Genomic DNA, 24,965 nt, shown 5'->3' on the forward strand with positions numbered 1-24,965 from the left:
CGGCATGGCCGACCCCAAGACCCCCAAACTCCGCTCTCCTTTCTTCCGTGTCGCCGTCGAAGGCGCTACCAGCGATGGCCGCCAGATCGAGCGCGCCTGGATCGAGCAGGCCGCGGCCAGCTACAACCCCAAGACCTACGGCGCTCGCATTTGGATGGAGCACATCCGCAGCAGCGTGGCGGACAGCCCCTTCAAGGCCTACGGCGACGTGATCGCGGTGAAGGCCGAAGAGGTCGAGATCAACGGCCAGAAAAAGCTAGCCCTCTTCGCCCAGATCGAGCCCACCGCCGACCTGGTGGCCCTGAACAAGGCCAAGCAGAAGATCTACACCTCGGTCGAGATCTCGCCCAAATTCGCCGACACCGGCGCCGCTTACCTGGTCGGCTTGGGCATCACCGACAGCCCGGCCAGCCTGGGCACCGACGTGCTGTCCTTCGCCGCGGCCAATCCGGCGGCCAATCCCTATGCCAGCCGCAAGCTGCACGCGGACAACCTTTTCACCGTGGCCGAAGAGACCGTCCTGACCTTCGCCGAAGTCGAGGACAAGCCCAGCCTGGGCGCCCTGCTCTTCGCCAAGGTGACCGAGCTGCTCAAGGGCAAGGAAGCGCAGACCCAGGGCGAGTTCGCCCAGTTCGGCGCCGCCGTCACCGCGGTGGCCGAGCACGTCCGCGAGCAGGACAGCCGCTTCACCAACGCCGAAACCGCTTTCGCCGAGCTGGCCGGCAAGCATGCCCAACTGCAGGCCGAATTCACCGCCCTGCAGGTGCAGCTCAGCCAGACCCAAGACCCCAACCAACCCAAGCGCCCTCCGGTCACCGGCGGCGATGGCCAGAACCTGACCGACTGCTGATCAGCCGTTCACTTTCCCGGAGAGATCCATGCGTAACGATACCCGTGCCCTGTTCAACCAATACCTGGACCAAGTCGCCGCCCTGAGTGGTGTGTCCTCGGCGAGCGCGACCTTCGCCGTCGACCCCACCGTCCAGCAAAAGCTGGAAACCCGCATCCAGGAGTCCAGCGACTTCCTGAGCAAGATCAACAACATTCCCGTCGACGAGCTGCTCGGCCAAAAGGTCGGTCTGGGCGTCTCCGGCACCATCGCCAGCCGTACCGACACCACAGGCACCGCCAGCCGTAGCCCCCGCGACGTGTCCAGCACCGATAAGGCGGATTACAAGTGCGAGAAGACCGACTTCGACACTGCAATCCCCTACTCCCTGCTGGATGCCTGGGCCAAGTTCCCGGACTTCCAGGCGCGCCTGCGTGACGCCATCGTCAAGCGCCAGGCCCTGGACCGCCTGATGATCGGCTTCAATGGCACCAGCGCTGCGGCCACCACCAACCGCGCCACCAACCCTCTGCTGCAGGACGTCAACATCGGCTGGCTGCAGCAGTACCGCAACAACGCGCCCCAGCGCGTGCTGAAGACGGGCAAGGCCGCGGGCAAGATCGTCATCGGCGCTGGCGATGCTGCCGACTACAACAACCTGGACTCGCTGGTATACGACGTGATCAGCAACCTGATCGACCCCTGGCACCGCAAGGATCCGGGCCTGGTAGTCATCGTCGGTCGCGACCTGGTCCACGACAAGTACTTCCCGCTGGTGAACAAGGAGCAGCCGGCGTCCGAGAAGCTGGCCACTGACGTGATCTTGGCTGCCAACCGTATGGGTGGCCTGCAGCCGGTCGAGGTGCCCTACATCCCCGACAACGCGCTCTTCATCACCTCGCTGCAGAACCTGTCGCTCTACTACCAGACCGGCGGCCGCCGCCGCTTCGTCAAGGAAGCGCCGGAGAAAAACCGCATCGAGAACTACGAGTCGAGCAACGACGCCTACGTGGTCGAAGACTACGGCTTCGGCTGCCTGGTCGAAAACATCGTGACGGGCGTTTAAGCCATGGCCTCCTCTCCCGCGAAACGGCACTTCCTAGCAGCTGCAGCGGCACTCGCCGCTGCAGCTGTCGGGCCGGCCGACAGCATGGCGGGCCGCACCGTGTACGAGCAGCAGCTGGCCCAGCTGCTGCAGGACCGGCTGCGACTCAAGCAGGTGCAATCCACCCAGGCCAAGGCCGAGCTCAAGCGGCAGCTGCTCGGCGCCTATGCCGACTACGTCAGCGGCGTGCTCGAGGGCGGCAATGGTGCCCAGGACGAGGTGCTGGTCACCGTGATGATCTGGCGCATCGATGCCGGCGACTTCTGGGGCGCGCTCCACATCGCTGCCTACGTGCTCAAGCACGGCCTGGTGATGCCGGATCGCTTCGCCCGGACCACCGGCTGCCTGATCGCTGAAGAGGTGGCCACCGCCGCTCTCAACGCCCAGAAAGCCGGTCAGCCGTTCGAGCCGGACCTCCTGTTCTACACCGACGCGCTCACCGCCGAGCAAGACATGCCCGACGAGGCGCGCGCCAAGCTCTATCTGGCCATCGGCCGGGCCGAGCTCGAGGGCATCGATGAAGAGCGGCCGGGCGCCGAGGGTCAGCTGGCTCGCGGCATCGCTGCCCTGCAGCGCGCCATCAGCCTGCACGACCGCTGCGGCGGCAAGAAAGACCTGGAACGGGCCGAGCGCCTGGCCAAGAAACATGCCGCCTCTGGTGGCTAACCGAGCGGTCCCCCGCAACCCCGCCGGCTCGGGGCGGATCGGCCAGGCCTAGCCTTGGACCGTGAAGCCCCGACCACCGGCGACCCATTCGAGAGCAGCACCATGAGCGGATTCGTTGCAGGCGGCACCGTCGCCAGCGGTCAGGTGGTGTCCGACCCTTTCTGGCCGGCGATCGAGCTGGACCAGGTCCGCGCGCGGTTGCGGATCGACAGCAGCGTCAGCACTGAAAAGCTCAAGGCAGCAGTGATTGCCGCAGCCATCGCCGTCAACCGCGAACTCGCCGGCTACCGCTTCGCCCAGGTCACCACCGGCTACGCCACCCTGGCCGCTGTGCCCGGGCTGCTGATCGACGGCGTCAGCGAGCGTGCTCACCTGTACCTGCGTGCGATCGATGCCGCCACCGCGGCCGAGGTCGCCGAGCGGTACCGCAGCTACGACAGCACCGCCAAGGGCGACAAGGACGCCGAGGCGGAGACCCCCACCATCGACGACTACCGCCGCGATCAGCGCTGGGCCGTCCGCGACTTTCTGGGCCTGGCCCGGACCACCGTGGAGCTCATCTGATGGCCACCGTCGTGCGCGCCCAGCAAGGCGACACCCTGGACCGGATCTGCCTGCGGCACTACGGGCGCACCCAGGACGTCACCGAGACCGCGCTCGAAGCCAACCCGGGCCTGGCGGAGCTGGGCCCCATTCTGCCGATCGGCACCCCTATCACCTTGCCAGACGCCCCCGCCCAGGCCACTGCCGGCATTGCCGCGCAACAGCCGGTCAGCCTCTGGGACTAGACGAGAAACATCATGCCCGACCGTCCCGACACCTGGGCCTGGCTCGCCGCCTGGCTCGAACACAACTGGCCCGCGCTCTACGCCGGCCTGGTCGCCTGCGTCATCGCGGGCCTGCGGATCGCCTACAGCGGCGGCACCCTGCGCCGCGTGCTGCTCGAGGCGCCCCTCTGCGGCGCCCTGGCCCTGGCCGCAAGCCACGGCCTTTCCCTGCTGGGCATACCTGCCAGCACCGGCCCCTTCTGGGGCGGAATCATCGGACTGCTGGGCGTCGAGGGTACTCGCGCCGCGGCTAAACGCTTCGTCGAACGCAAGGTAGAAACGCAATGAACCAGCCCAAGATCCTGATCATCGGCGCCCACGGCCTGGCCGTGCGCGACCTGCAGAAAGCCCTGGCCGCGTCTGGCTTCTCCGTCGACCTGGACGGCGACTATGACGAAGGCACCGAGCACGCCGTCGAAGACTTCCAGCGCTCTGTCGGCCTGGTGGCCGATGGCATCGCCGGCCCGAAGACCTTCGCTGCCCTACTGGGCAAGCGCGACCCGCTGCACCTGGGATTCGCCGACCTCGAGCACGCCGCCAAGACCCTGGGCGTCCCCGTCGCGACCGTTCAGGCGGTCAATGAGGTCGAGTCGAAGGGCGAAGGCTTCCTGGACAACGGCAGGGTGGTGATCCTGTTCGAGCGCCACGTCTTCTATCAGCGCCTGGTCAAGGCCCACGGCCAGGCCGAGGCCGATCGTCTGGCAGCCCTCAACCCGAACCTGATCAACCCGAAGTCCGGCGGCTACGTCGGCGGTGCGGCCGAGTGGCAGCGCCTGACCTCGGCCCGGCAGATCGACGAGGCCTGCGCGCTAGAGTCGTGCAGCTGGGGCCTGTTCCAGGTCATGGGCTACCACTGGCAAGACCTGGGCTATGCCAGCGTCCAGGACTTCGTCACCCGCCTGCAGACCAGCGAAGCCGAGCAGCTCGACGCCTTCGTCCGCTTCGTCAAGGCGGAGCCTGCGCTGCTCAAGGCCCTCAAGGCCGGAAAATGGGCGGACTTCGCCCGCGGCTACAACGGCCCGGCCTACGCCCGCAACCTGTACGACGTGAAGCTCGAGCGCGCCTTCGCCCGCTACAGCGCCGCCGCCCCGGCTAAGGACGCCGCATGACACCCGTCACTGACGTGCAGCGCCTGGAGCCGCAGGATGGGGAGGTCTTCATCCTGCCGGCCGGCGCGTCCTTCGAGGAGGCCGAGCGTCTCTGTGAAGCCATCCAGACCGCCAAGCCAGGCGTGCGGGCTGTCGTGGTGATCGGCGAGCTCGAGCACCTGGACCAGGCGGCGATGAACCGCGCTGGCTGGTACCGCCAATGATCAGCTGGAAGGAGAAGGCGCTCTTCGCGCTGGCCCTGGCCCTCACGATCGCCGTGCTGTGCCTGACCCTCTATGCGCAGGGCCTGCGCATCGACCAGGCCAATCAGAAGCGCGAGGCCGCTGAGGACCAGGTCACCCAGCTGACCGGCGAGCGCGACCACCTCACCGACACCCTCACCGAGCAGCGGGCCGCCCAGGCCCAGCTGCAGACCACCCAGAAAGACCTGCGCCGCGAGATCGATGTCCGCCGGCGCCGAATCCAGGAGCTCGAACATGAAAACGCTGAACTCAAGGCTTGGGCTGGCCAGCCTCTGCCTGCTGCTGCTCGCCGGCTGCGCCAGCGGCCCGTCCTCACCGGAGCCACGGCTTACCGTGAGTGGCTGTCCAGTGGTAACGCGCTGCCAGCTGCCGTCGACCCACCCGCGCAATAACGGCGAGCTCCTGGACGACAGCGAGGCGCTGGAAGCTGCCTGGGCCGACTGCGCGGCCCAGGTCGATATGGTCTATGACGCCCAGCAGGCCCACCCATGAACAAGCCCGAAAGCCTTCGCGCTCACCTGCTCGCCGCCGTCCCTGAGCTGCGCCACAGCCCTGACCGGCTGCTGGTCTTCATCGACAAGGGCAAGCTACGCTGCACCGCCGCAGCCAGCCTGTCCTGGGAGTACGGCTACGAGCTGCAGATCATCCTGACCGACTTCGCCGGCCACCCGGACGCCGTGATGCTGCCGCTGCTGGCCTGGGTCCGGACGAACCAGTCTGAGCTCCTGGTCAACCTGGACAAATCTGCCCAGGGCATCGGCTTCGAGGCCGACATCCTGGACAACTCTAAGGTGGATCTTGCGATCACCCTTCCCCTCACCGAGCGCGTGGTCGTCAAGAGCCAGCCAGACGGCACCTATCAGCTGAGCCACGTTCCAGAATCGAAATACACCGAATACCAGGAGCCCGGTACCTGGCAGGTCTTCGCCGGTGGCGAGCTGCTGGCCGAGTGGAAGTCCGGATCCGCTGGCGACGCCCTCGCCCTGGAGACACCGCAGCCGGGCCGCAGCCGTGGCTGACCTCGAGGCGCTGGAGACCTGGCTCTCGCCGCTGCTGCAGAAGCTCGACGGCCGCGGCCGGGCTCAACTGGCCCGCAAGGCTGCCCAGCAGCTGCGCCGCAGCCAGCAGCAGCGAATCCGCGCCCAGGTGAACCCGGATGGCTCGCCGTTCGAGGCACGCAAGCCGAGGGATCTGCGTGGCAAGAAGGGCCGCATCAAGCGGCGCATGTTCGAGAAGCTCAAGATGGCCCGCTACCTCAAGGCCAAAGGTTCGCCTCAACAGGCGGTGATCGGCTTTGCCGGCCGCGTCTCCCGCATCGCCCGCGTCCACCAGTACGGCCTGAAAGACCGCGCCGAGCGTGGGGCCCCTGAGGTCCGCTATGCAAGACGTAGGCTACTTGGATTCGCAGATGAAGACATAGGCAACTTACGGCTATTACTTCTCGACCATCTGAGCCTATTTAACCATTCATAGCGAATGCAATTAGTTCCCTGTCGCTTTTATCATGTCCACTATATTCCTCGCACTAGGAGAATCAGCCGGAACATAAGTATAATGATCCTTGAACACCTTTCCTTTATTGTCTTCACCATCGACTCTCAGGTCGATCTTGAGATTTTTCAATTCCGCGTCAGGCGTTGCAACTCTTTCCAAACTTAAAATGGCCGTCTGGCCGGGCTCAATTTTCTTCTCAACTTTTCCTATTGCACTTTCCCAATCGCTCAGCCAAATTCTTCTCCTAAACATCAAAATTTCAGGATCTGTATCAGGATTACCCCCCTTTCTTTTAAGCTGTTCACGTCTTTCCCAGAAATCCGACGTCGACTCTGTGCCAGACAGATTTGCGTAGATAGGTGTTTTGAAAGGATTCCTTATGCTAAGTGGGAAAATAATTTTCGATCCTTCACGCCTAGCTGGGAGTAGCTCTAAGGTCGGGGAACTCTTAGTCCCCTCCGATACAAGAGCATTGTCGGTATAAAATTTAAAATTCACTCCAGCATCGGTTAAATAAGAATACCTTACGCCATAGTAAATAGAAAAAGGATCGCGCCCGGTATAACCTAGATAAAAAGCAAGTATGAATAAAGCCAAACAGAATGACAAAAATCGGACAGTCGGCCCCACACTCGGAGGAATACTGCCTCTCTTATTAAATACTTTTCCATTAGCGTCAGAAGACTTTATGCTTGGCCTAGACGCCTTCTTTTTGAAGTCAAAATCGTCAACGTACACCACCATCTTAACAGTTTCATCTGGCAAGACTCGATCAACGAAAATTTCATTCCCCTCCGCTGTTACACCTCCTGCGGAAACAGAGATAACCTGAATTACATTAACCGAAGGAAACCGTATTTTTACTTTCTCCTCTTTGTCTTTCCCTTTATTCACTATGGTTAGCGTGAGCGTGCACCCTGAAACCTCTTTCTCATAGCATGACATGCAATCATCACAAGATAAATACAACTGACGAATGCGAAATGAAGAAATAAACCTATTAATAATAGCCGTCAAAAATAACGTCCCTATTAAGTTTAGTAGAGGTAAAAATTTATCCATACATTAAGCTCTTTATGTTTGCATCCAGGCTAACATCTAAAAATTCTCACCTAGCGCTGATCTAGGCCTAGCATCAGCAATATCGTAGCCTGTCTTGTAGCTCTTACTCATACAAATATCGGCAGCTGCTACATTCAGCAGGTACGGCCATCCTCCGCGGCATGACCGACATCGCCGCCCTCTCCCGCCTCATCGAGAACCTGATCCGCCTCGGCACCGTTGCCGAGGTCGACCATGGCAGCCTCCAAGACAAACGCCCTGCCCGGGTTCGGGTTCAGAGCGGCGACCTGCTGACTGGCTGGTTGCCCTGGGCCGCCCTGCGTGCTGGCACTACGCGCGACTGGGATCCGCCCACCGTAGGCGAGCAGGTTGTTGTTTTCAGCCCCAGCGGCCAGACCGCCCAGGGCATCGCCATTACCGGCCTGTTCAGCGCCCTCATCCCTGCCAACGGCGATCGCGCCGGCCTGCACCGCCGCACCTACCCAGACGGCGCCGTCGTCGAGTACGACAGCGAAGCCCATCGCCTGCGGGCCGTCCTGCCCGAGGGTGGCGTCACCGATCTGACCAGCACCGGCGGCATCAACATCGTCGGCCCGATCAACCACCAGGGCGACTACACCCAGACCGGCAACCAGACCGTCACCGGCAAGGTGACCGTCAGCGTGGACGTGGTCGCCGCCGGCATCAGCCTGGTCAAGCATCCGCACGGCGGCGTGCAGACCGGCAGCGGCAAGACCGGAGCGCCCACGGCATGAACCGATCCACTGGCCTGACCGTCACCGAGCTCGAGCACCTGCAGCAGTCGGTGGCCGACATCCTCACCACGCCGATCGGCACGCGGACCATGCGCCGCGCCTACGGCTGCGACCTGTTCAGCCTGCTCGACCAGCCGCTCAATCCCGCCCTCGCCCTGCAGGCCAAGGCCACCGCCGTGACTGCCCTGCTGCGCTGGGAGCCCCGCCTCAACCTCACCTACATCGGCATCAGCCTGGGCGACGCCCCGGGCCAGGCCTTCGTTGACCTCGAGGGCTACAGCACCGTCAACGACGCCGCCGTCAGCCTGCGCGCACCGCTCACCCTGGGAGGCCTGTAATGGTCGACACCTTCAGCCCCATCGACCTCAGCCAGCTGCCGGCCCCGACTATCGTCGAGACCCTGGACTTCGAGACCCTGCTCACCACCCGCAAGGAGCGCCTCATCAGCCTCTACCCCGCGGCCGAGCGCGCGGCGATCCGCGAGCGCCTGGCCCTGGAGTCGGATCCGGTCAACAAACTGCTCCAGGAGAACGCCTATCGCGAGTTGGTGCTCCGCCAGCGGGTCAACGATGCCACCCGCGGCGTGATGCTCGCCTTCGCCGTGGGCACCGACCTGGACCAGCTGGGCGCCAATTTCAGCGTGACCCGCCTGCTGCTCAAGGCCGCCAATCCCAACGCCGTGCCGCCCACCGCTGCCGTCTACGAATCCGACGACGACTTCCGCGCGCGGATCCAGCTGTCGCCCGAGGGCTACACCACCGCCGGCAGCCAGGGCAGCTACGTGTTCCACGGCCTGTCCGCCGATGGCAACGTCCGCGACGTCCAGGCCATCAGCCCCGCGCCGACCCAGGTGACCATCTACGTGCTCTCGCGCCTGGGCACCGGCCTGGCCTCGCCCGAGCTGCTGGCCAAGGTCACCGCAGCCCTCAACGCCGAGAAAGTCCGGCCGCTCACCGACAAGGTGACCGTGCTGTCGGCCAACATCGTGGACTACCAGGTCAACGCCGAGCTCACCCTCTACGACGGTCCGGATTCCGATGTCGTGGTCGCCGCCGCCTACAAGGCGGTCGAGGACTATGCCGCCAGCGTGAAAAAGATCGGCTATGACGTCGCCCTGTCCGGCCTTTACAAGGCCCTGCACCAGTCCGGCGTCCAGGCGGTCAAGCTCACCAAGCCCGCCGCCAGCCTGGTGCTGGGCAATGGCGAAGCCAGCAACTTGACCGGCGTCACCCTGACCGTGGCAGGGGCCACCAATGTCTGAGCTGCTGCCACCCAACAGCACGGACCTGGAGCGGCGCCTGGCCGAAACCGGTAGCGCCATCAGCGACGTGCCGGTACCCACCCGGTCGGTCTGGGACCCGAATACCGCCCCGGCCGAGCAGCTGCCCTGGCTCGCCTGGGCCCTATCCGTCGACGCCTGGGATCCGCTGTGGAGCGAGAACCAGAAGCGCCAGACCATCCGCGCGAGCATCCAGGTCCACCGCACCAAGGGCACCTTCGGCGCCATCAAGGACGCCCTGGCCGCCCTGGGTTTCCCGATCCGCGTCCAGGAGTGGTACCAGCAGGATCCGCCGGGCAAGCCCGGCACCTTCCGCCTGCTGATCGACGTCGACCAGATCGGCGTGCCCAACAGCAGCGCGCTGCGCTTCATGCCCGTCGTCGAGGCAGCCAAGAACCTGCGCTCGCACCTGGACACCATCGAGCTCCGCGTCGCCACCAAGACCCGCGCCTACCGTGGCGCCGTCACCGCGGCCGGCTTCGAGCTGACGGTCCGCCCCTCCGACACCCAATACGCCGCCCTGGAGCCTGGCTTCGTCCTGGCTGAATCCGGGCTGCACCAACTCACCAACGTGGACCTGGTCCAGGCGCTGGAACTGAAAAATGGCTGACTTGACCCTACCCGAGGTAATCACTCGCTTCCGGGGGAATGAGGCGCGTATCGCCGACTTCGCCAACGGCAACGCCGCGGGCTACTACATCACCGTCGACGGCAAGAAGGTGGAGACGCTGCCAAGCGTCGTCTCCCGTCTTGCGGCTGCGATCGCCGCGGCCAGCTCTACGGCCGACACCCTCAAGGGCACCGGCGGCGCGAAGCTGATTGGGTTCGGTACGGTCACGGTCGATGCTGCCTTGACCAACCAGGCGAAGGGAATCGCCGACAACGCGAAGGCCATCACTGACCTGGATACCGCCAAGCTCGCCAAGGGCGGCGGCACCATGACCGGCGCGCTCAAGCTGGCAGGTGCGCCGACCGATCCGCTCCACGCGGCCACGAAGGGCTGGGCAGAAGCGCTGGTTGGCACCTACTGGAAGCCCGCAATCGGCGACGTCCTGACGACCGTCCGCGGTGCCCCGGACGCAACATGGATTCCCGACGGGGCAAACTATCTGCAGGCCAGCTACCCCGACCTGTTCCAGAAGCTTGGCTTGCTGGACGCTGACGCAACCGGTAATGGGGCCTGGCCCAAGACCGGCGGAGTTGTGCAAGGCATTCTCAGTGTGGCCTTGGGCAAGGACGGCGTAATTTGCGCCGCCGTATCGACGTCGTCTCAGGGAATCATGCGGAGCGCGGACGGCGGCGCCAGCTTCACCAAGATTTTGTCCATCACGGACGGCCAAGCCCAGGGGATAGATACCGACAAGGCTGGGGTCTGGATCACCGTTGGCAGTAATGGATTCCTGCGCAGCGTGGATAACGGCCTTACCTGGACGTCGATCACGTCTGCGGCGGGCATTGTCGGCCAATGCACCAGCATCGTCTGTGACAGAAAGGGGACTTGGATCGCCTGCTCCCCGTCGAATCAGAGTTTTATCCTCAAGTCGAAGGATAACGGTCTGACCTGGACGCGGATCGCCCTCCCTTACGCGCCGTTCAAGCTTTCGACCAATCGAAACGGCCTGTGGATCATGTCCGCGCAAAGCAACGGCATAGGATTGCGCTCGACCGACAATGGCGAGACCTGGACGCAAATCTCGCTACTGGCTGCATATAACGGCCAGACAATCGTGACCTATGGAAACGGCGTATTCGTGGCCGTGTGCTGGAACAGCAGCAACCAGTACAGCTACTACGCGGTTTCCATTGATGGCCTTACCTGGTCGTCAGTCGGCCAGTATTCCGCCAGCCAGCCCCCCTACGGCTGGGATACCGACGACCGCGGCCTCTGCTGGTTCATGTGTTACACCGGCTCCAATCTAAGGCTGACCGTCGGCATTTCGGCTGCTGGAGCAGCGGCTATTTTCTCTGGAACGGTATTCGGAGCCAGCACCGGGCCCGGCGCGCAGACAACGTGGCCGAACTTCGTAGTGACTGACGGCCAATATGGCTGGATCGCATTCGGCGGCAGTAGTGGCGACGTTGTGAGGTGCAATCCGTCGTACGACGTGAAAACCCTTTTCAAGGTCCCCAAGGCCGCTACCCAACCGGCGCCCTTCGCCAACTTCATCAAGGCCAAATGACCATGGACACCATCACCCTTTACCAATGGGGCGCCGATGGCGTCCTGGCTGGATACATCCAGGCCGACCCTATGGCGGGCATCCCCGAGCGCAGCACGCCGACCCCACCGCCCAAGCTCAAGGCTGGCCAGGTGGCCGTCTGGAACGGTCAGGGCTGGATCGCCGCCGACAAGGTGCCTGAGCAGCCGCTGCCAGTGGTCACCGCTGACCAGGTCGACGCCGAGCGGGATCGTCGCGTCGAGCTGGGCTTCGAGTTCCAGGGCAAGCACTACCAGACCCGCGAGGCTGGCGACCGGGAAAACATCCTGGGCGCCATGAACAACGCACTCGCAGCCATCATCAACGGCGCTAAGGCCGGCGAGCTGCGCTGGGCGGACGCAGCCAAGGACTTCTTCTGGATCGCCGCCGACAATACCCGCGTGCCGATGGATGCCCAGACAGCCCTCGCCCTGGGCCAGGCCGCCACGGCCCGCAAGAGCGCACTGGTGCAGGCTGGCAGCGACCTCAAGGCGATGGCGCCCATCCCCCAGGACTTCGCCGCGGACAAGTGGTGGCCGGTATGAGCAAGGGCTACTTCGAGAACCGCCCGGCCATGCGCCAGGTGGACCGCTGGACCTGGGAGCTGGTCGAGCCGCTGGTCTTCGTCGACCCCGTCTATGGCCGGATCGTCGTTCCCGTGGGCGAGCGCAGCGACCTGGCGTCGATCCTCTTTCTACGTGAGGTCGCGCGCTGGGCCCTGATCCTGGCCGCCCTGGCCTGGGCCGCCGGCGCGGTCTGTGCCCTGCTGCTGCCCCTGCAGGCCTTCGCGGATCCGCTGCTGTGGACCAGCATCGCTGCCACCGGCATCTACGCCGTCCTGGCTGGCTACGCCGTGCTGGCCGCCTTCGTCCACGACTTCCTCTACCGCACCGGCCAGTTGCCCCGGGCTGCGGCGGACGCGGTGCTGTACCGCGCCTGTCGGGCTGAGGGCGAAGCGCGCTGGCGGGCCTTCATTTTCTGGATCGGGCCACGCCTCGGCGGGGCCAGTCATTACCACACCGGCAGCAAGGGCTGATTATGGACTTCCACACGATACACACTGCCTACGGGCTCAAGCGCCTGGCCCAGGCCGAGGCTGCCGGCGTCGCCATCAACCTGACCCAGGCCGCCGTGGGCGATGGCAATGGCAACCTGGTGACCCCGGCTGAGGGCATGACCCAGCTGGTGCGCGAGCGCTATCGCACCACCATTAACCGCGTCTACCAGGACCCTGACGAGCCTCGCGGCTTCATCGCCGAGATCGTGATCCCGGCTGCGACCGGCGGCTTCACCCTGCGTGAGGTCGGTCTCTTCGACGACCAGGGCAGCCTGTTCGTGGTCGGCAACCTGCCAGACACCTACAAGCCGCTGCCCGGCGAGGGCGCCTATTCGGACGCCGTGCTGCGCGTGCAATTCCTGGCCTCGAATGCCTCGGTGATCAACCTGCAGGTGGACCCGAATCTGGCGGTGGCCAGCCACACCTGGGTGCTCAACACCTTCGCCAAGGCCTTGATCATTCCTGGCGGGACCGTGCGTCAGGTGCTGGCCAAGTGGGGCAACGGCCCCGGCGAATACGGCTGGGAAGATCCTACTGAAACCAACGTGGTGGTGCGCTCGATCGAGGAGGTCCAGACGCTGGCCGCCAATCAGACCGTGGTCAACCTGGCCAAGACCACCACCGTGGGCCTGGCGGTCTATGTGGCCGGTACCCGGCTGCGCGCCGGCGAGGAATGGACCGCGACCAGCAGCACCGCGCTCAAGCTCACCAGCAGCTACGCCGCCGGCACCAAGATAGTCCTCGCCCAGAACGACCCGCTCGGCACCTTCTTTGATCCGCTGATGAAGACCCAGAACCTGGCCGACGTACCGGACAAGGCCAAGGCTCGGGCCAATCTGGAGCTCTACAGCAAGACCGAGGTGGACGCCCTGATCGCCCGGGTACCGGCAGGCACGGTCGGCTACTTCGCCGGCACGACCGCCCCGGCCGGCTGGTTCAAGGCCAACGGCGCGGCGATCTCGCGTACCGCCTACGCCGAGCTATTCGCCGCCCTGGGCACCTATCACGGCGCGGGTGATGGCTTCACCACCTTCAACCTGCCGGATCTGCGCGGCGAATTCATCCGGTGCCTGGACGACGGCCGCGGGATCGATAAAGGCCGCGGCATGGGTACCGGCCAGTTGAGCCAGAACCTGGAGCACACCCACACCGGCAAGACGGCCCAGGCCGGCGCGCATTCCCACGTCTACACCAACACCGATACTGCCGAGACCAGCAGCAGCGGCCTGTCCGGCGGCAACAACTTCACCGACCGCGACACCAACTACAACACCACCACCAACGGCGACCACACCCACGTCGTCACCATTGACCCAAGCGGCGGCAGCGAGGCGCGCCCGCGCAATATCGCGCTGCTGGCCATCATCAAGTACTGAGGCAACCCATGGACAAAATCGTCTATCAAACCGACCAGGCCGGCTTCTACCAGGGCCAGACCTCCGCCGATGAGTCCCCGCTCGAGCCCGGCGTCTACCACCTGCCGGCGCGCTGCGTGGAAACGCCGCCGCCCGCCACCTGGGAGGACAGCCAGTGGCCGCGCTGGGACGGCACCACCTGGCGTCTGGTCAACCGACCCAAGGCCTTCGACGCTGAAGATCCGGTCGACAAGCTCAAGACCTTCCTCGCCGCCAACCCGGACGTGGCGAGCCTCATCACCGCCGCCTGATTGTGTAGCGGCGCCCGCTACAAACCCCGCCCCGCGACCCGCGCGCGCGGATCCGCCAGCCTGTGCAGCGTCACCTACCCACCTGCGCAGGCTTACCCTCCATGGCTGACTTCCATCACGGCGTGCGTGTCCTCGAGATCAATCAAGGCACCCGCTCCATTTCCACCGTTTCCACGGCCGTCATCGGCATGGTTTGCACCGGCAGCGATGCCGATGCCGCTAGCTTTCCGCTCGATACGCCCGTCCTGCTGACCAACGTCCAGGCCGCTGTCGGCAAGGCCGGCACCAAGGGCACCCTGGCCCCCTCGCTGCAGGCGATCGCCGACCAGTCCAAGCCCGTCGTGGTCGTGGTCCGGGTTGCAGACGGCGCTAGCGCGGCGGAGCTGCAATCCAACCTGATCGGCGGCGTGGTCGCCGGCAGATACACCGGCATGAAGGCCCTGCTCGCAGCCAAGGCCAAGCTCGGCGTGACGCCGCGCATCCTGGGCATTCCCGGGCTCGACACCCAGGCCGTGACCACCGCCCTGCTGCCGATCGCCAAGCAGCTGCGCGCCTTCGTCTACGCCAGCTGCTATGGCTGCGCTACCAAGGAAGAGGCCGTCGCCTACCGCACCCAGTTCAGCGCCCGCGAGCTGATGCTCCACTGGCCTGACTTCCTGGCCTGGTCCACCACCGACAACAAGACCGTCACCGCGGCCGCCACCGCACGCGCCCTGGGCCTGCGTGCCCAGATCGACCAGGAGACGGGCTGGCACAAGACCCTGTCCAACGTCGCTGTGGCCGGCGTCACCGGCGTTTCCAAGGATGTCTTCTGGGACCTGCAGAACACCGCCACCGACAGCGACTACCTCAACGGCAACCAGATCACCACGCTGATCAACCACGAGGGCTACCGCTTCTGGGGCTCGCGCACCTGCAGCGACGACGCGCTCTTCACTTTCGAGAACTACACCCGCACCGCCCAGGTGCTGGCAGACACCATGGCCGAGGCGCATTTCTGGGCCGTGGATCGCCCGATGCACCCCAGCCTGGTGCGCGACATCGTCGAGGGCATCAACGCCAAGTTCCGCGAGCTGACCCGCCAGGGCTACCTGCTGGGCGGCGAGTGCTGGTACGACGCCGACGCCAACGCTTCCAGCACCCTCAAGGCCGGCAAGTTGTGGCTCGACTACGACTACACCCCCGTCCCGCCGCTGGAAGACATGACCCTGCGCCAGCGCATCACCGACCGCTACCTAGCCGACTTCGCGACCCGCGTAAACGCCTGATCCTGATCACCCGGCGCCCCTACGGGCGCCCTCTGGAGAGCTGCCCCCATGGCCATGCCCCGCAAACTCAAGAACATGATGCTTTTCAACGACGGCCACTCCTACCTGGGCGTCGCCAAGTCCGTCACCCTGCCGACCCTCGGCCGCAAGATGGAAGCCTTCCGCGGCGCCGGCATGAACGGCCCCGTCAAGGCTGACCTGGGTATGTCCGACGACGGTATCCAGCTGGAATGGACCCTCGGCGGCCTGGACCTTACCGTCCTCAAGCAATTCGGAGCCGTGGGCGCCGCAGCCGTGCCCCTGCGCTTCACCGGCAGCTACCAGCAGGACGACACCGGCGAAGAGACCGCCGTCGAGATCGTCGTCCGCGGCCGCCACGAATCCATCGAGATGGGTGAAGCCAGCGCCGGCGAGGACACCGAGCACAAGATCACCACCGCCGGCAGCTACTACAAGCTGATCGTGGACGGCGAGACCGTGATCGAGATCGACCTCCTCAACTTCATCGAGAACGTCGGCGGTGAAGACCGCCTGGCCAAGCAGCGCGCCTCGCTCGGCATCTGATCCCTCCCCTTTTCCAGCCCGCTTCGGCGGGCCACCTGATCTCCCAAGCCTATTACCTGGAGTACCACCATGAGCGACACCACCAACGCCGTTCCTGCAGGCGACCACACCCACCCCATCAGCCTCGACCAGGCCGGCAGCCACAGCCACAACGCGCCGCAGCCGGTACCGGAAAACGTAGTCGTCCTGGACCAGCCCATCGTCCGCGGCGCGACCACCATCGCCCAGATTGCCCTGCGCAAGCCCAACGCCGGCGCCCTGCGCGGCATCACCCTGTCCGACCTGCTGCAGATGGACGTCAACGCCATCGTCCGCGTGATCCCGCGTATCAGCACCCCGACCCTCACCGAGGCCGAGGTCCGCGCCATGGATCCCGCCGACCTGGTCGACGCCGGGAGTGTCGTCGCCAGTTTTTTGCTCAAGAAGTCCATGAAGGCGGATCTCTTCCCCGCCACGTAGAGGATGCGATGGCGGATCTCGCCATCACCTTCCACTGGCACCCCGCTCAGCTCGACCAGTTGAGCGTTTCCGAACTGATGGACTGGCGCGAACGCGCCCGCAAGCGAGTCTCCCCCGATGGCCAATGACCTGCAGATCCGCGTCCTCCTGTCCGCCCTGGACAAGGTCACGGCCCCGCTCAAACGCATCGCCGGGGGCGGCAACGCGACCGCCCGGGCGCTCAAGGCTGCCCGGGACCGGGTCAAGGAGCTCAACCAGCAGCAGCAAGACATCAGCGCCTACCAGCGCCAGCGCGAGGCCGTGCGCCTGAGCGCCGAGGCCCTGGCCAAGGGTCAGGAGAAGCTGCGGTCCTACCGCGAGCAGCTCAAGGCGATGGACGCCCCGTCCGCTGCCTTCCAGAAGACCTTCGCCAACGCGGCCGCTGCCGTCGACAAGCTGCAGGCCAAGCACACCGCCCAGCGCACTGAGCTGCAGCGCCTGCTGCCGATCATGCGCGCCAGTGGCGTGGATACCCGCGACCTCGGCGGCGCCCAGTCGCGGCTGCAGGCGCAGATCACCAGCGCCAATGCGGCGATCGACACTCAGCGGGGCAAGCTCGAGCGCCTCAATCGCACCCAGGAGAAGCTGGCCAGCGCCCGCGGCAAGCTCAAGCGCGGCCAGGAGCTCGCCGGCAACGCCGCCATGGCCGGCGCTAGCTCGGCTGCCACCGGCGCCGCGATCGGCGGCCCGGTACTGGGCATGATCAAGGCCTTCGCCCCGGCCGAGGACGCCGCCACCCAGCTGCGCGCCTCGCTGATGCTGAGCGACGGCTCGGTCCCTGAATCCTTCAAGCAGATCTCCGACCTGGCCACGCGCCTGGGCGATCGCCTACCCGGTACCACCGCCGAATTCCAGGAAATGATGACCATGCTGGTGCGCCAGGGGATGTCGGCCAAGACCATCCTCGGCGGCATGGGCGAGGCCTCGGCCTACCTGGGCGTCCAACTCAAGATGCCAGTTACCGAGGCCGCGGAGTTCGCGTCCAAGATGCAGGACGCCACCCGCACCAGCGAGAAGGACCTCATGGGCCTGATGGATACCATCCAGCGCGGCTTCTACCTGGGCGTCGACTCCAACAACATGCTCGAGGGCTTCAGCAAGATCAGTCCGGCGCTGGACATCATCAAGAAGGAAGGTCTCGAGGCGGCCAACGCCCTGGCCCCTCTGCTGATCCAGCTCGACCAGACCGGCATGGAGGGCGGCGCTGCGGGCAACGCCCTGCGCAAGATCTTTCAGATGGGCATGGATACGGACAAGGTCGGCAAGGCCAACAAGGGCCTCAAGGACAAGGGCATCAAGCTGGACTTCACCGACGGCAAGGGCGAATTCGGCGGCATGGAGAAGCTCTACGCTCAGCTGGACAAGCTCAAGGGCCTCAACACCGAGACCCGCCTGGGCGTGCTGAAACAGGTCTTCGGTGACGACTCCGAGACCCTGACCGCGCTCAACACCATGATGTCCAAGGGCCTGGCCGGCTACCAGGAAGTCCAGGGCAAGATGAAGGCCCAGGCGGACCTGCAGATGCGCGTCAACGAGCAGCTCAAGACTGTGACCAACCTCTGGGATGCCGCGACCGGTAGCTTCACCAACGCTCAAGCTCAGTTCGGGGCGTCAGTCGCGCCCCAGCTCAAGGAAATCATCACCTGGCTGACCGATGCTGCCTCCGCCACGGGCGCCTGGGCCGAGGCCAATCCCACTCTAGCCGGCAACCTGGTCAAGGTGGCCGCGGTGCTTTCAGCCGTGTCGATCGCCTTCGGCACCGTTGCCCTGGGGCTGGCTGGCGTGCTGGGTCCCTTCCTGGCGCTGCGCTTCATGCTCGCCCAGGTCGGTATCCGCCTGCCGAACCTGATCGGCCTGCTGTTCAACCTCGGCAAGGGCGCCCTGCCCCTGGTGGCCGCAGGCTTCCGGCTGCTCGGCGCCGTCGTGATGGCCAACCCCATCGCCGCCGTCATCTTCGGCCTGGTCACCGCGGGTACCCTGCTCTACGCCAACTGGAGCACCATTGCGCCGTGGTTTAAAGGGATCTGGGAGGAGATGAAGCTGGGGGCCAGTGGTGGTATTACCGGAATCGCTAAGCTGATCCTGGACTTCTCGCCGATCGGCCTCTTCTACCGGGCCTTCGCGGCGGTGATGAACTACTTCGGCTTCGAGCTCCCGGCCAAATTCACCGAACTCGGCGGCATGATGATGCAGGGCCTGGTCAACGGCATCACCAGCGGCCTGGGCGCGGTGAAAAACGCCGTCATGGGCGCCGGCGAGAGCGCGATCAACTTCTTCAAGGAGAAGCTGGACATCCACTCGCCGTCCCGCGTCTTCGCCTCCTTGGGCGAGTTCACCATGCAGGGCCTGGCCATCGGCCTGGGCAAGGGGGAGGGTAGTCCGTTGGCCCAGATCGCCGACACCGCTAAGCGCATCGCCAGCGCCGGCGCGGTCGCCCTGGGGATCGGTACCGCCGCCACGCCCGCGCTGGCCAACGGCATCACCTTCGACGACCGACCCGCGATGTCCGCTGCAGCCCCTGCTGCCCCGGCGGGCGGTGACGTCTACAACATCACCATCAACGCTGGTGCCGGTATGGACGCCCAGGCAATCGCCCGCGAGGTCCAGGCCGTCCTGGCCCGCATCGAGAGCCAGAAGGCCGCCCGCGGCCGCAGTAGCCTCAAGGACAGGACCTGACCACCATGATGATGGCCCTCGGCAATTTCATCTTCAGCCTCTATACCCTCGCCTACCAGGAGCTGCAGCGGCAGACCGACTACCGCCACGCCAGCAGCTCCCGCGTGGGCGCCGCGCCGGCGCGCCAGTTCTTGGGCAAGGGCGACGACAGCATCACCCTGCCCGGCTGGCTCGCCCCGGAGCTCGCCGGCACGCCCAGCAGCCTGGACGTGCTGCGCTACATGGCCGGTACCGGCGGCGCCTGGCCGCTGATCGAGGGCAGCGGGCGGATCTACGGGCTCTGGGTCATCGAGAGCATCACCGAGACCAAGACGCTCTTCTTCTCGGACGGCACCCCGCGCCGCATCGAGTTCAGCATCGCCCTGAAGCGCGTTGACGACGACACAGGACGCGAGCTGCTCGGCGCCAGCATGGCTGGCATGGGCACTCTGCTGAGGAAACTGCTGTGATCCAGGAGCTGCTCGACACCGCCACTGGCCAGCTGCGCACCCTCGGCCGCGACCTGGTGCAGGGCGCTACCTATGCCCAGGCGCGCTACCAGATCCTGGTCGACGGCAAGGACATCAGCGCCCTCATCGCGCCGCGGCTGATCAGCCTGGACCTGACGGACAACCGCGGCCTCGAGGCCGACCAGCTGAGCCTGGTGCTGTCCGACCACGACGGCCTGCTGGCCATCCCGCCCCGGGGCGCCAAGATTCGCCTCTGGCTGGGCTGGTCCACCACCGGACTGATCGACAAGGGCAGCTACATCGTCGACGAGACGGAGCACAGCGGCGCTCCCGACGTGCTGAGCATCCACGCCCGCAGCGCCGACCTGCGCAAGGGCCTCAAGACCAAACGGGACCAGAGCTACAGCGCCACCACCCTGGGCGCCGTGCTGCGCGTCCTGGCCGCGCGCCAGGGCCTCGCCCCGCTCATCGCGCCCGACCTCGAGGCGCAGCAGGTCCTGCAGCTGGATCAGACGGGCGAATCGGACGCCAACCTGCTGACTCGCCTGGGCGAGGACTATGACGCGGTGGCCACCGTGAAAGCGGGCCGGCTGCTGTTCCTCCCGGCCGGCGGTGGCAAGTCGGTCAGCGGTGCCGATCTGGGCCACGTCACCCTCACCCGCAAGGACGGCGACCAACACAGCTACCTGCAGGCCGACCGCGAGAGCTACGACGCCGTCCGCGCCTTCTACTACGACGTCAACAGCGCGAAAAAGAAGGAGGCCATCGCCGGCGGCGGCGAGAACGTGAAAGACCTACGCCACACCTACACTGACGAGCTCTCCGCGCTGCGCGCCGCCCGGGCCGAGTGGAACCGCCTGCAGCGCGGTACCGCCACCCTCACCTACCAGCTCGCCCTGGGCCGGCCTGAGCTCGTGCCCGAGCTCACCTACACCCTGCAGGGCATGAAGGCCGAGATCGACGCCATCATCTGGTACGGGGGCAACGTGCAGCACAGCCTCACGGCGGACGGCGGCTACACCACACGCCTGGAGCTCGAAGCCAAGCTGCCGGAGGACCTGGTCGCCGACCTGGTCGACGAGATCCAAGGCGACTACACCGGGATCATCGCCTACTACCGCGACCCCAAGACCGGCAAGGAGCACACACTCACCGAGGGCGACCAGAGCAAGCCGCGGCGGCTGCGGCACCTGTACGCCACCAAGGCGACGGCGAAGCGAGCTGTGGAGCGGGAATGGGCGAAAACCCTGCAATCCGAACGCTGATTAAAGCTTTCCGGAGAACGACCGCTACATGGATAAGTCCTATAGATACGCTTGGTCGGCCGACAGGCTGTATATCAGCACAGTTAATGACAATGAACCTTTAGTCACCTAAACTATGTTATATCTGTCGCTCGCCATATCACAAAGGCACACAGACAGTCAATACCAGGCAACGGAAGCCGACCGGAGGTTTGATGGTACAGCTCAAAACGAAAGCTAGTAGTTTACATGACAGACTAGTAGCAACAGTTGAGCGTAGTGAGCCAATCACTCAATTCGAAATTAAAGCTTTTGAGCGTGAAATCTCCGAGATTAAAGCGATCAACCTTGTATCAGGCTTGATGCTGGAAGGTATTTTATACGCAATCTCTGAAAACGAGGCGGCATGCAATAAGGCACATAGGCAGTCTATTGCAGCAGCGCCTCACAACTCACAAGTCCATTGTAATTATGGCGTCTCTCTAAAGAAATTTTTGCATTATGGAGAATCCGTTGACTACTTTTACAAAGCTGTCAAACTTTCTCCGCGCTCCCTCGCAGCCATTGGATACCTGCTTAACTTGATACTACTTACCGGAAGAATAGAACTCCTTCCGGATGTAGTATACGAGTGCAAGGACAAGCTGCCTGAAGTTCCATTTGAGGAGTTGCCCTACATGAACGCCGCTCTCCAGTATGCCGATATAGCAGAGCGCCTAAAGATCTCCAGTAAAGATCTTCAGGCCGTTTCAGCCAAGGTCGAGGAAATTGCAAAGCGACGTAATCTTGCATTGATGTCCTTTACTCACAGGCAAGGTAATTTCGGTGGGCAGGGCATCTTGCATGCAATGTTCGCTGTAAACGCGGACGGTAAAACTTTGTTCGAAATGAATGAAGAGCTACATGATTTTATCGCTGAAGATCTAAATATAGAGTCCTGGGAAAAGCTTTCTTTTAGCTTCCGCAGGTTTCCGGCTGAAGACAATCGAAAGGAGTTCGAAATTGTCAGTTAATCTTAACGAAATCCAGCAGGAAGCTGTTCGTCTATGTGAGGACGCGGACACTGAGATAAAGTATCGCAACGCGATATCTCGGATGTACTACAGCCTCTATCACTACGCTTACGATTTCGCTGAAAACAACTACACCCCTCCCCCAAGCGCCATACCAGGACCTTCTCACGCGAAATTGCGGGAGCTGCTTTCTCAAGACCTTGGGAAGGATATGGATCGCCGTAGGATGATCCGCAAGCTTGGAATTTCCCTGCGCACGCTTCACGAAAGAAGATGCGATGCAGATTATCAGTTGAACTCGGGATTCTGTGCCGAAGATGTCGAGGATCACAAGCTAAGATGCTTAGCTCGTATCGACGACATTCAACAGCTTATATTGGCACCGGCTGCTTAACTGGGCAGTCGTTAATATCGGGTTAAATAAAATTTACCCCGCCCGCGGTAACTCCCCCCACCGCGTCGTATACCCCCGCGACAATAGCTCCCGCCGCATCTGCCAGCCCGGATCGGCGGGAACCCGCCCTACGTGCAGCGCCGCCCGCCCGTACCGCGCGTTGATCCGGTCCACCACCTGCATCAGCTCGCTGGGTCGTCCCTGCCCGGCCGGGGCGAAGAGATCCGGGGTGAATTCGTCCGTCTGGACGATGCTGCCCAGCACCACCGCGCACTTCGAGTAGGCGTAGCCCTCGCGATAGATCGGGTCCAGTCCGGCCAGCGCGGCCTGCACCAGAGTGCGCGTGTCATCAGTCGGGTGCGCCAACTGGATACCGATGCTGCGGTAGTAGCGGCGCTCCTCGGGTTCGTGCTGGCCTGTCTGAATGCTCACCAGCAGCGTGGAGCACAGCGACCCCTGCTCGCGCAGCTTCTCGGCAGCCCGGGTCACATAGGTGGCCATCGCCTCGCGTAGCGCTTCGAGGCGGTACACCCGGTGGCCGAACATCCGCGAGCTGATGATCTCCTTCTTCAGCGGCGGTGCTTCATGCAGGCGCATCCACTGCTCGCCGCGTAGCTCTCGCGCCGTCCGCTCCAGGACGCGGGAGAACTCCTTGCGCAGCATCCGTAGGTCGGCCCGGGCCAGCTCCTCGGCCGTGGTGATCCCGAGCCCCTGCAGCCGAGTGGTCAGCTTGCGGCCCACGCCCCACACATCACCCGCTGGTGCCAGCGGCAGCAGGCGCCCCTGCCGAAGCGAGTCGGTGAGGTCCACTACCCCTCCCGTCGCGCGCCAGGTCTTGCCGGCCCACTGGGCCAGCTTGGCCAGTGTCTTGGTCGTCGAGATTCCCACGCCGACCGGGATGCCGACCCAGCGCCGAACCCGCGCCTGGATCTCCCGGCCGAGCGCGTCGAGGTCGCCCGGCATACCAGTGAGATCCGCCCAGCATTCGTCGATGGAGTACACCTCCAGGTCCGGCACCATGCCTTGGATGGTCCGCATCACTCGATTCGAGACGTCAGCATAGAGTTCGTAATTGGAGCTGAAGACAGCAACGTTGTGCTGGCGCAGGAAGGCCCGATTCTGGAAGTACGGCACGCCCATGCCGATGCCCAGGGCTTTGGCTTCGCGGCTTCGGGCGATCACACATCCATCGTTGTTCGACAGCACCACCACCGGCCGCCCGTTCAGCTCTGGCCGGAACAGCCGCTCGCAGCTGCAGTAGAAGGAGTTGCAGTCGATCAACGCGTAGACGCTCATGGCCGAAGGTCTCGCATCAGGAAGTCCACCACGCCCCAGAGCTCCACTTCGCCGATCAAGTCCAGAGGCCGCGGGTGGCCATCACGCCCTATCGTCGCTAGCAGCTGCTGCCGCTCCTGGGTGGTCAGCACCGTGCAGAGCCGGTGCTCACAGTCGGCCACCACGATCACCGCTCGCCCGGGCTCGACATCGCCGGCACGGTCCACGACCAGGACGTCACCCTGATGGATGCTCAGCCCCGCGAGGGCCTCGCTGTTCACCAACCAGAGCCAGAGGTTGGGTGCGCCCCAGCCAATCGCCTCATCGATCGAGAGTGGCAGCTGCGCGTGATCCTCGGCCGGGCTCTGGAAGCCGGTGATCTTCAACCGCGCCTGGGAGAGCGCGAGCTGCGCGAGTCTGCGACCCCGTGTCTTGAAAGCGTCCATGATGGCACCCTGATACTGTACATTTAAACAGTATAGGTGCTGGCTTTAGAGAGAGGTCAACAGACGAAGCGACGAGTGGTGTCTACGGGCGGGGAGGTAAGGGACCGGCAGCCCAGCGCAGGCTGCGCGTCAACAGCAGGATGCGCCCCTGATCGGCGCTGGAAAGGTGACGGAAGGCATCAAGCATTTCTCGCTCGACTTCCACCAGGCGCACAGCGTCTTCTCGACGTTGTCGCGGCTCAGCCTGGGTGTAACTCACCTGCTCCATGGTTGCATGCCCCTCACATTACTGTATTTGTATACAGTACATTTTGTGACGTAGGTCGCCAACCCTTAAGGGTTACTTAATACGAAAAGCCCGGCGTAGAGGCCGGGCTTGTAGATCAGGGCTTAGGGCAGCGGGCAAGCGCTCGCTGGATCATCTCAGTAGGTATCGGGACTTTCCAAGTCGTGCCAGTGCCAACCGATTTTGGATCGTCGCGCCAGATCTCGGTCAGATCATGCCAGCCCATCTTCGCTGCCTTGGATCGTGCCGAGCCATTGACGGCGTAGGTGGTGTCGCCAACGAGCACGACGGTATAAGCCGGTGGCTCGCAATCCAGTAGCACGGCAGGCACGGTAAAGGGCCATTCCTGGCCGTACTCTTCTGCCGTGATCTTCTCGCGATCTGCTGTGGACGGCGCACCCAGAACCTTGATGAAAAACCAACCCGCGACCGTGATGAACGCCAGGCCGTAGAAGTAGTGCTTCAGACGGATACCTGGGTTCTTGACCCCGCAACCAGGGCAAACCTTGGCCGTCGGCGCCACCTGGTGGCTACAGGTCTTACAGGGCGTCAGCGCCATGCGA

At 64.2% G+C, this 24,965-nt stretch carries 32 protein-coding genes and 1 pseudogene; 29 read left to right on the plus strand and 4 right to left on the minus strand.

Going from position 1 to position 24,965, the window contains the following annotated elements:
- The first annotated feature begins 4 nt into the window (after window positions 1–4).
- From PVZ72_RS22980 to PVZ72_RS23035, 12 genes and pseudogenes are all read left to right on the plus strand, one after another.
- Window positions 5–850 carry a GPO family capsid scaffolding protein gene (locus PVZ72_RS22980; protein ID WP_187978443.1) on the plus strand — a complete coding sequence of 282 codons (846 nt, stop codon included), beginning with the start codon at window positions 5–7 and terminating at the stop codon, window positions 848–850.
- 28 nt (window positions 851–878) lie between these two features.
- Window positions 879–1,895 (plus strand): phage major capsid protein, P2 family, encoded by a 1,017-nt coding sequence (locus PVZ72_RS22985; protein WP_187978442.1) that lies wholly within the window; start codon window positions 879–881, stop codon window positions 1,893–1,895.
- A gap of 3 nt (window positions 1,896–1,898) precedes the next feature.
- Window positions 1,899–2,600, plus strand: a complete 702-nt coding sequence (gene gpM / locus PVZ72_RS22990; RefSeq protein WP_187978441.1) for a phage terminase small subunit — start codon at window positions 1,899–1,901, stop codon at window positions 2,598–2,600.
- A 102-nt stretch (window positions 2,601–2,702) separates the two neighbouring features.
- Window positions 2,703–3,164 (plus strand): head completion/stabilization protein, encoded by a 462-nt coding sequence (locus tag PVZ72_RS22995; RefSeq protein ID WP_187978440.1) that lies wholly within the window; start codon window positions 2,703–2,705, stop codon window positions 3,162–3,164.
- A complete protein-coding gene (locus PVZ72_RS23000) occupies window positions 3,164–3,388 on the plus strand; it encodes a tail protein X (protein WP_187978439.1) in 225 nt (74 codons plus the stop codon). The genes PVZ72_RS22995 and PVZ72_RS23000 overlap by 1 nt, the downstream gene beginning before the upstream one ends.
- Window positions 3,389–3,400: 12 nt before the next feature.
- Window positions 3,401–3,715, plus strand: a complete 315-nt coding sequence (locus PVZ72_RS23005) for a phage holin, lambda family (protein WP_017640255.1) — start codon at window positions 3,401–3,403, stop codon at window positions 3,713–3,715.
- Window positions 3,712–4,536, plus strand: coding sequence for an N-acetylmuramidase domain-containing protein (locus PVZ72_RS23010; RefSeq protein ID WP_187978438.1), 825 nt, complete (start codon window positions 3,712–3,714; stop codon window positions 4,534–4,536). The genes PVZ72_RS23005 and PVZ72_RS23010 overlap by 4 nt, the downstream gene beginning before the upstream one ends.
- Window positions 4,533–4,739: a hypothetical protein gene (locus PVZ72_RS23015; protein ID WP_017641680.1), complete on the plus strand. Its 207-nt coding sequence runs from the start codon at window positions 4,533–4,535 to the stop codon at window positions 4,737–4,739. The genes PVZ72_RS23010 and PVZ72_RS23015 overlap by 4 nt, the downstream gene beginning before the upstream one ends.
- Window positions 4,736–5,089, plus strand: a pseudogene (locus PVZ72_RS23020) (Rz-like lysis system protein LysB); the annotation flags it as partial. The gene PVZ72_RS23015 and the pseudogene PVZ72_RS23020, both read left to right, overlap by 4 nt.
- Window positions 5,013–5,270, plus strand: coding sequence for an Rz1-like lysis system protein LysC (gene lysC, locus PVZ72_RS23025; RefSeq protein ID WP_252977067.1), 258 nt, complete (start codon window positions 5,013–5,015; stop codon window positions 5,268–5,270). The pseudogene PVZ72_RS23020 and the gene lysC, both read left to right, overlap by 77 nt.
- Window positions 5,267–5,797, plus strand: coding sequence for a phage tail protein (locus PVZ72_RS23030; RefSeq protein ID WP_187978436.1), 531 nt, complete (start codon window positions 5,267–5,269; stop codon window positions 5,795–5,797). The genes lysC and PVZ72_RS23030 overlap by 4 nt, the downstream gene beginning before the upstream one ends.
- A complete protein-coding gene (locus PVZ72_RS23035) occupies window positions 5,790–6,251 on the plus strand; it encodes a phage virion morphogenesis protein (protein WP_273863095.1) in 462 nt (153 codons plus the stop codon). Before PVZ72_RS23030 ends, PVZ72_RS23035 begins: the two co-directional genes overlap by 8 nt.
- 9 nt (window positions 6,252–6,260) lie before the next feature.
- Here the strand turns inward: PVZ72_RS23035 and PVZ72_RS23040 are convergent, their stop codons facing one another.
- Window positions 6,261–7,334 (minus strand): hypothetical protein, encoded by a 1,074-nt coding sequence (locus PVZ72_RS23040; RefSeq protein WP_187978434.1) that lies wholly within the window; start codon window positions 7,332–7,334, stop codon window positions 6,261–6,263.
- Between the two features lie 161 nt (window positions 7,335–7,495).
- Between PVZ72_RS23040 and PVZ72_RS23045 the strand changes: the two genes are divergently transcribed.
- The 17 genes from PVZ72_RS23045 to PVZ72_RS23125 all read left to right on the plus strand — a co-directional run bounded on the left by PVZ72_RS23045 (window position 7,496) and on the right by PVZ72_RS23125 (window position 22,001).
- Window positions 7,496–8,089, plus strand: coding sequence for a phage baseplate assembly protein V (locus PVZ72_RS23045; protein WP_187978433.1), 594 nt, complete (start codon window positions 7,496–7,498; stop codon window positions 8,087–8,089).
- Complete coding sequence (locus PVZ72_RS23050; protein WP_187978432.1) at window positions 8,086–8,427, plus strand: GPW/gp25 family protein; 342 nt, start codon at window positions 8,086–8,088, stop codon at window positions 8,425–8,427. The genes PVZ72_RS23045 and PVZ72_RS23050 overlap by 4 nt, the downstream gene beginning before the upstream one ends.
- On the plus strand, window positions 8,427–9,350 hold the full coding sequence (locus PVZ72_RS23055; RefSeq protein ID WP_187978431.1) for a baseplate assembly protein: 924 nt from the start codon (window positions 8,427–8,429) through the stop codon (window positions 9,348–9,350). The genes PVZ72_RS23050 and PVZ72_RS23055 overlap by 1 nt, the downstream gene beginning before the upstream one ends.
- Window positions 9,343–9,978 carry a phage tail protein I gene (locus tag PVZ72_RS23060; RefSeq protein WP_187978430.1) on the plus strand — a complete coding sequence of 212 codons (636 nt, stop codon included), beginning with the start codon at window positions 9,343–9,345 and terminating at the stop codon, window positions 9,976–9,978. The genes PVZ72_RS23055 and PVZ72_RS23060 overlap by 8 nt, the downstream gene beginning before the upstream one ends.
- Complete coding sequence (locus PVZ72_RS23065; protein WP_273863096.1) at window positions 9,971–11,548, plus strand: WD40/YVTN/BNR-like repeat-containing protein; 1,578 nt, start codon at window positions 9,971–9,973, stop codon at window positions 11,546–11,548. Before PVZ72_RS23060 ends, PVZ72_RS23065 begins: the two co-directional genes overlap by 8 nt.
- 2 nt (window positions 11,549–11,550) lie before the next feature.
- Complete coding sequence (locus PVZ72_RS23070) at window positions 11,551–12,111, plus strand: DUF4376 domain-containing protein (protein ID WP_187981239.1); 561 nt, start codon at window positions 11,551–11,553, stop codon at window positions 12,109–12,111.
- A complete protein-coding gene (locus tag PVZ72_RS23075; RefSeq protein ID WP_187981238.1) occupies window positions 12,108–12,602 on the plus strand; it encodes a DUF1353 domain-containing protein in 495 nt (164 codons plus the stop codon). The genes PVZ72_RS23070 and PVZ72_RS23075 overlap by 4 nt, the downstream gene beginning before the upstream one ends.
- Before the next feature lie 2 nt (window positions 12,603–12,604).
- A complete protein-coding gene (locus PVZ72_RS23080) occupies window positions 12,605–13,999 on the plus strand; it encodes a phage tail-collar fiber domain-containing protein (RefSeq protein ID WP_187981237.1) in 1,395 nt (464 codons plus the stop codon).
- 8 nt (window positions 14,000–14,007) lie between these two features.
- On the plus strand, window positions 14,008–14,289 hold the full coding sequence (locus tag PVZ72_RS23085) for a phage tail protein (RefSeq protein WP_187981236.1): 282 nt from the start codon (window positions 14,008–14,010) through the stop codon (window positions 14,287–14,289).
- Between the two features lie 101 nt (window positions 14,290–14,390).
- Window positions 14,391–15,557, plus strand: coding sequence for a phage tail sheath protein (locus tag PVZ72_RS23090; RefSeq protein ID WP_187981235.1), 1,167 nt, complete (start codon window positions 14,391–14,393; stop codon window positions 15,555–15,557).
- 48 nt (window positions 15,558–15,605) lie between these two features.
- Window positions 15,606–16,121: a phage major tail tube protein gene (locus PVZ72_RS23095; protein WP_187981234.1), complete on the plus strand. Its 516-nt coding sequence runs from the start codon at window positions 15,606–15,608 to the stop codon at window positions 16,119–16,121.
- A gap of 69 nt (window positions 16,122–16,190) precedes the next feature.
- Window positions 16,191–16,580 carry a phage tail assembly protein gene (locus PVZ72_RS23100; protein ID WP_187981233.1) on the plus strand — a complete coding sequence of 130 codons (390 nt, stop codon included), beginning with the start codon at window positions 16,191–16,193 and terminating at the stop codon, window positions 16,578–16,580.
- A gap of 8 nt (window positions 16,581–16,588) precedes the next feature.
- Window positions 16,589–16,708 (plus strand): GpE family phage tail protein, encoded by a 120-nt coding sequence (locus PVZ72_RS23105; protein WP_017640277.1) that lies wholly within the window; start codon window positions 16,589–16,591, stop codon window positions 16,706–16,708.
- Window positions 16,698–19,295 carry a phage tail tape measure protein gene (locus tag PVZ72_RS23110; protein WP_273863097.1) on the plus strand — a complete coding sequence of 866 codons (2,598 nt, stop codon included), beginning with the start codon at window positions 16,698–16,700 and terminating at the stop codon, window positions 19,293–19,295. Before PVZ72_RS23105 ends, PVZ72_RS23110 begins: the two co-directional genes overlap by 11 nt.
- Window positions 19,296–19,300: 5 nt before the next feature.
- Window positions 19,301–19,744 (plus strand): phage tail protein, encoded by a 444-nt coding sequence (locus PVZ72_RS23115; protein WP_187981232.1) that lies wholly within the window; start codon window positions 19,301–19,303, stop codon window positions 19,742–19,744.
- Window positions 19,741–21,009 (plus strand): phage late control D family protein, encoded by a 1,269-nt coding sequence (locus PVZ72_RS23120; RefSeq protein ID WP_187981231.1) that lies wholly within the window; start codon window positions 19,741–19,743, stop codon window positions 21,007–21,009. Before PVZ72_RS23115 ends, PVZ72_RS23120 begins: the two co-directional genes overlap by 4 nt.
- A gap of 194 nt (window positions 21,010–21,203) precedes the next feature.
- Window positions 21,204–22,001, plus strand: coding sequence for a hypothetical protein (locus tag PVZ72_RS23125; RefSeq protein WP_187981230.1), 798 nt, complete (start codon window positions 21,204–21,206; stop codon window positions 21,999–22,001).
- A gap of 427 nt (window positions 22,002–22,428) precedes the next feature.
- Here PVZ72_RS23125 and PVZ72_RS23130 read toward each other — a convergent pair whose 3' ends face one another.
- The 3 genes from PVZ72_RS23130 to PVZ72_RS23140 all read right to left on the minus strand — a co-directional run bounded on the left by PVZ72_RS23130 (window position 22,429) and on the right by PVZ72_RS23140 (window position 24,961).
- Complete coding sequence (locus PVZ72_RS23130) at window positions 22,429–23,691, minus strand: Y-family DNA polymerase (protein WP_273863098.1); 1,263 nt, start codon at window positions 23,689–23,691, stop codon at window positions 22,429–22,431.
- Complete coding sequence (locus tag PVZ72_RS23135; protein ID WP_108582886.1) at window positions 23,688–24,116, minus strand: hypothetical protein; 429 nt, start codon at window positions 24,114–24,116, stop codon at window positions 23,688–23,690. Before PVZ72_RS23135 ends, PVZ72_RS23130 begins: the two co-directional genes overlap by 4 nt.
- A gap of 383 nt (window positions 24,117–24,499) precedes the next feature.
- Window positions 24,500–24,961 carry a DUF2511 domain-containing protein gene (locus tag PVZ72_RS23140; RefSeq protein ID WP_187981228.1) on the minus strand — a complete coding sequence of 154 codons (462 nt, stop codon included), beginning with the start codon at window positions 24,959–24,961 and terminating at the stop codon, window positions 24,500–24,502.
- Window positions 24,962–24,965: the final 4 nt, after the last annotated feature.

Origin of the sequence: Pseudomonas sp. LA5 (genome assembly GCF_028640825.1) — a bacterium.
GTDB lineage: Bacteria > Pseudomonadota > Gammaproteobacteria > Pseudomonadales > Pseudomonadaceae > Chryseomonas > Chryseomonas aestiva.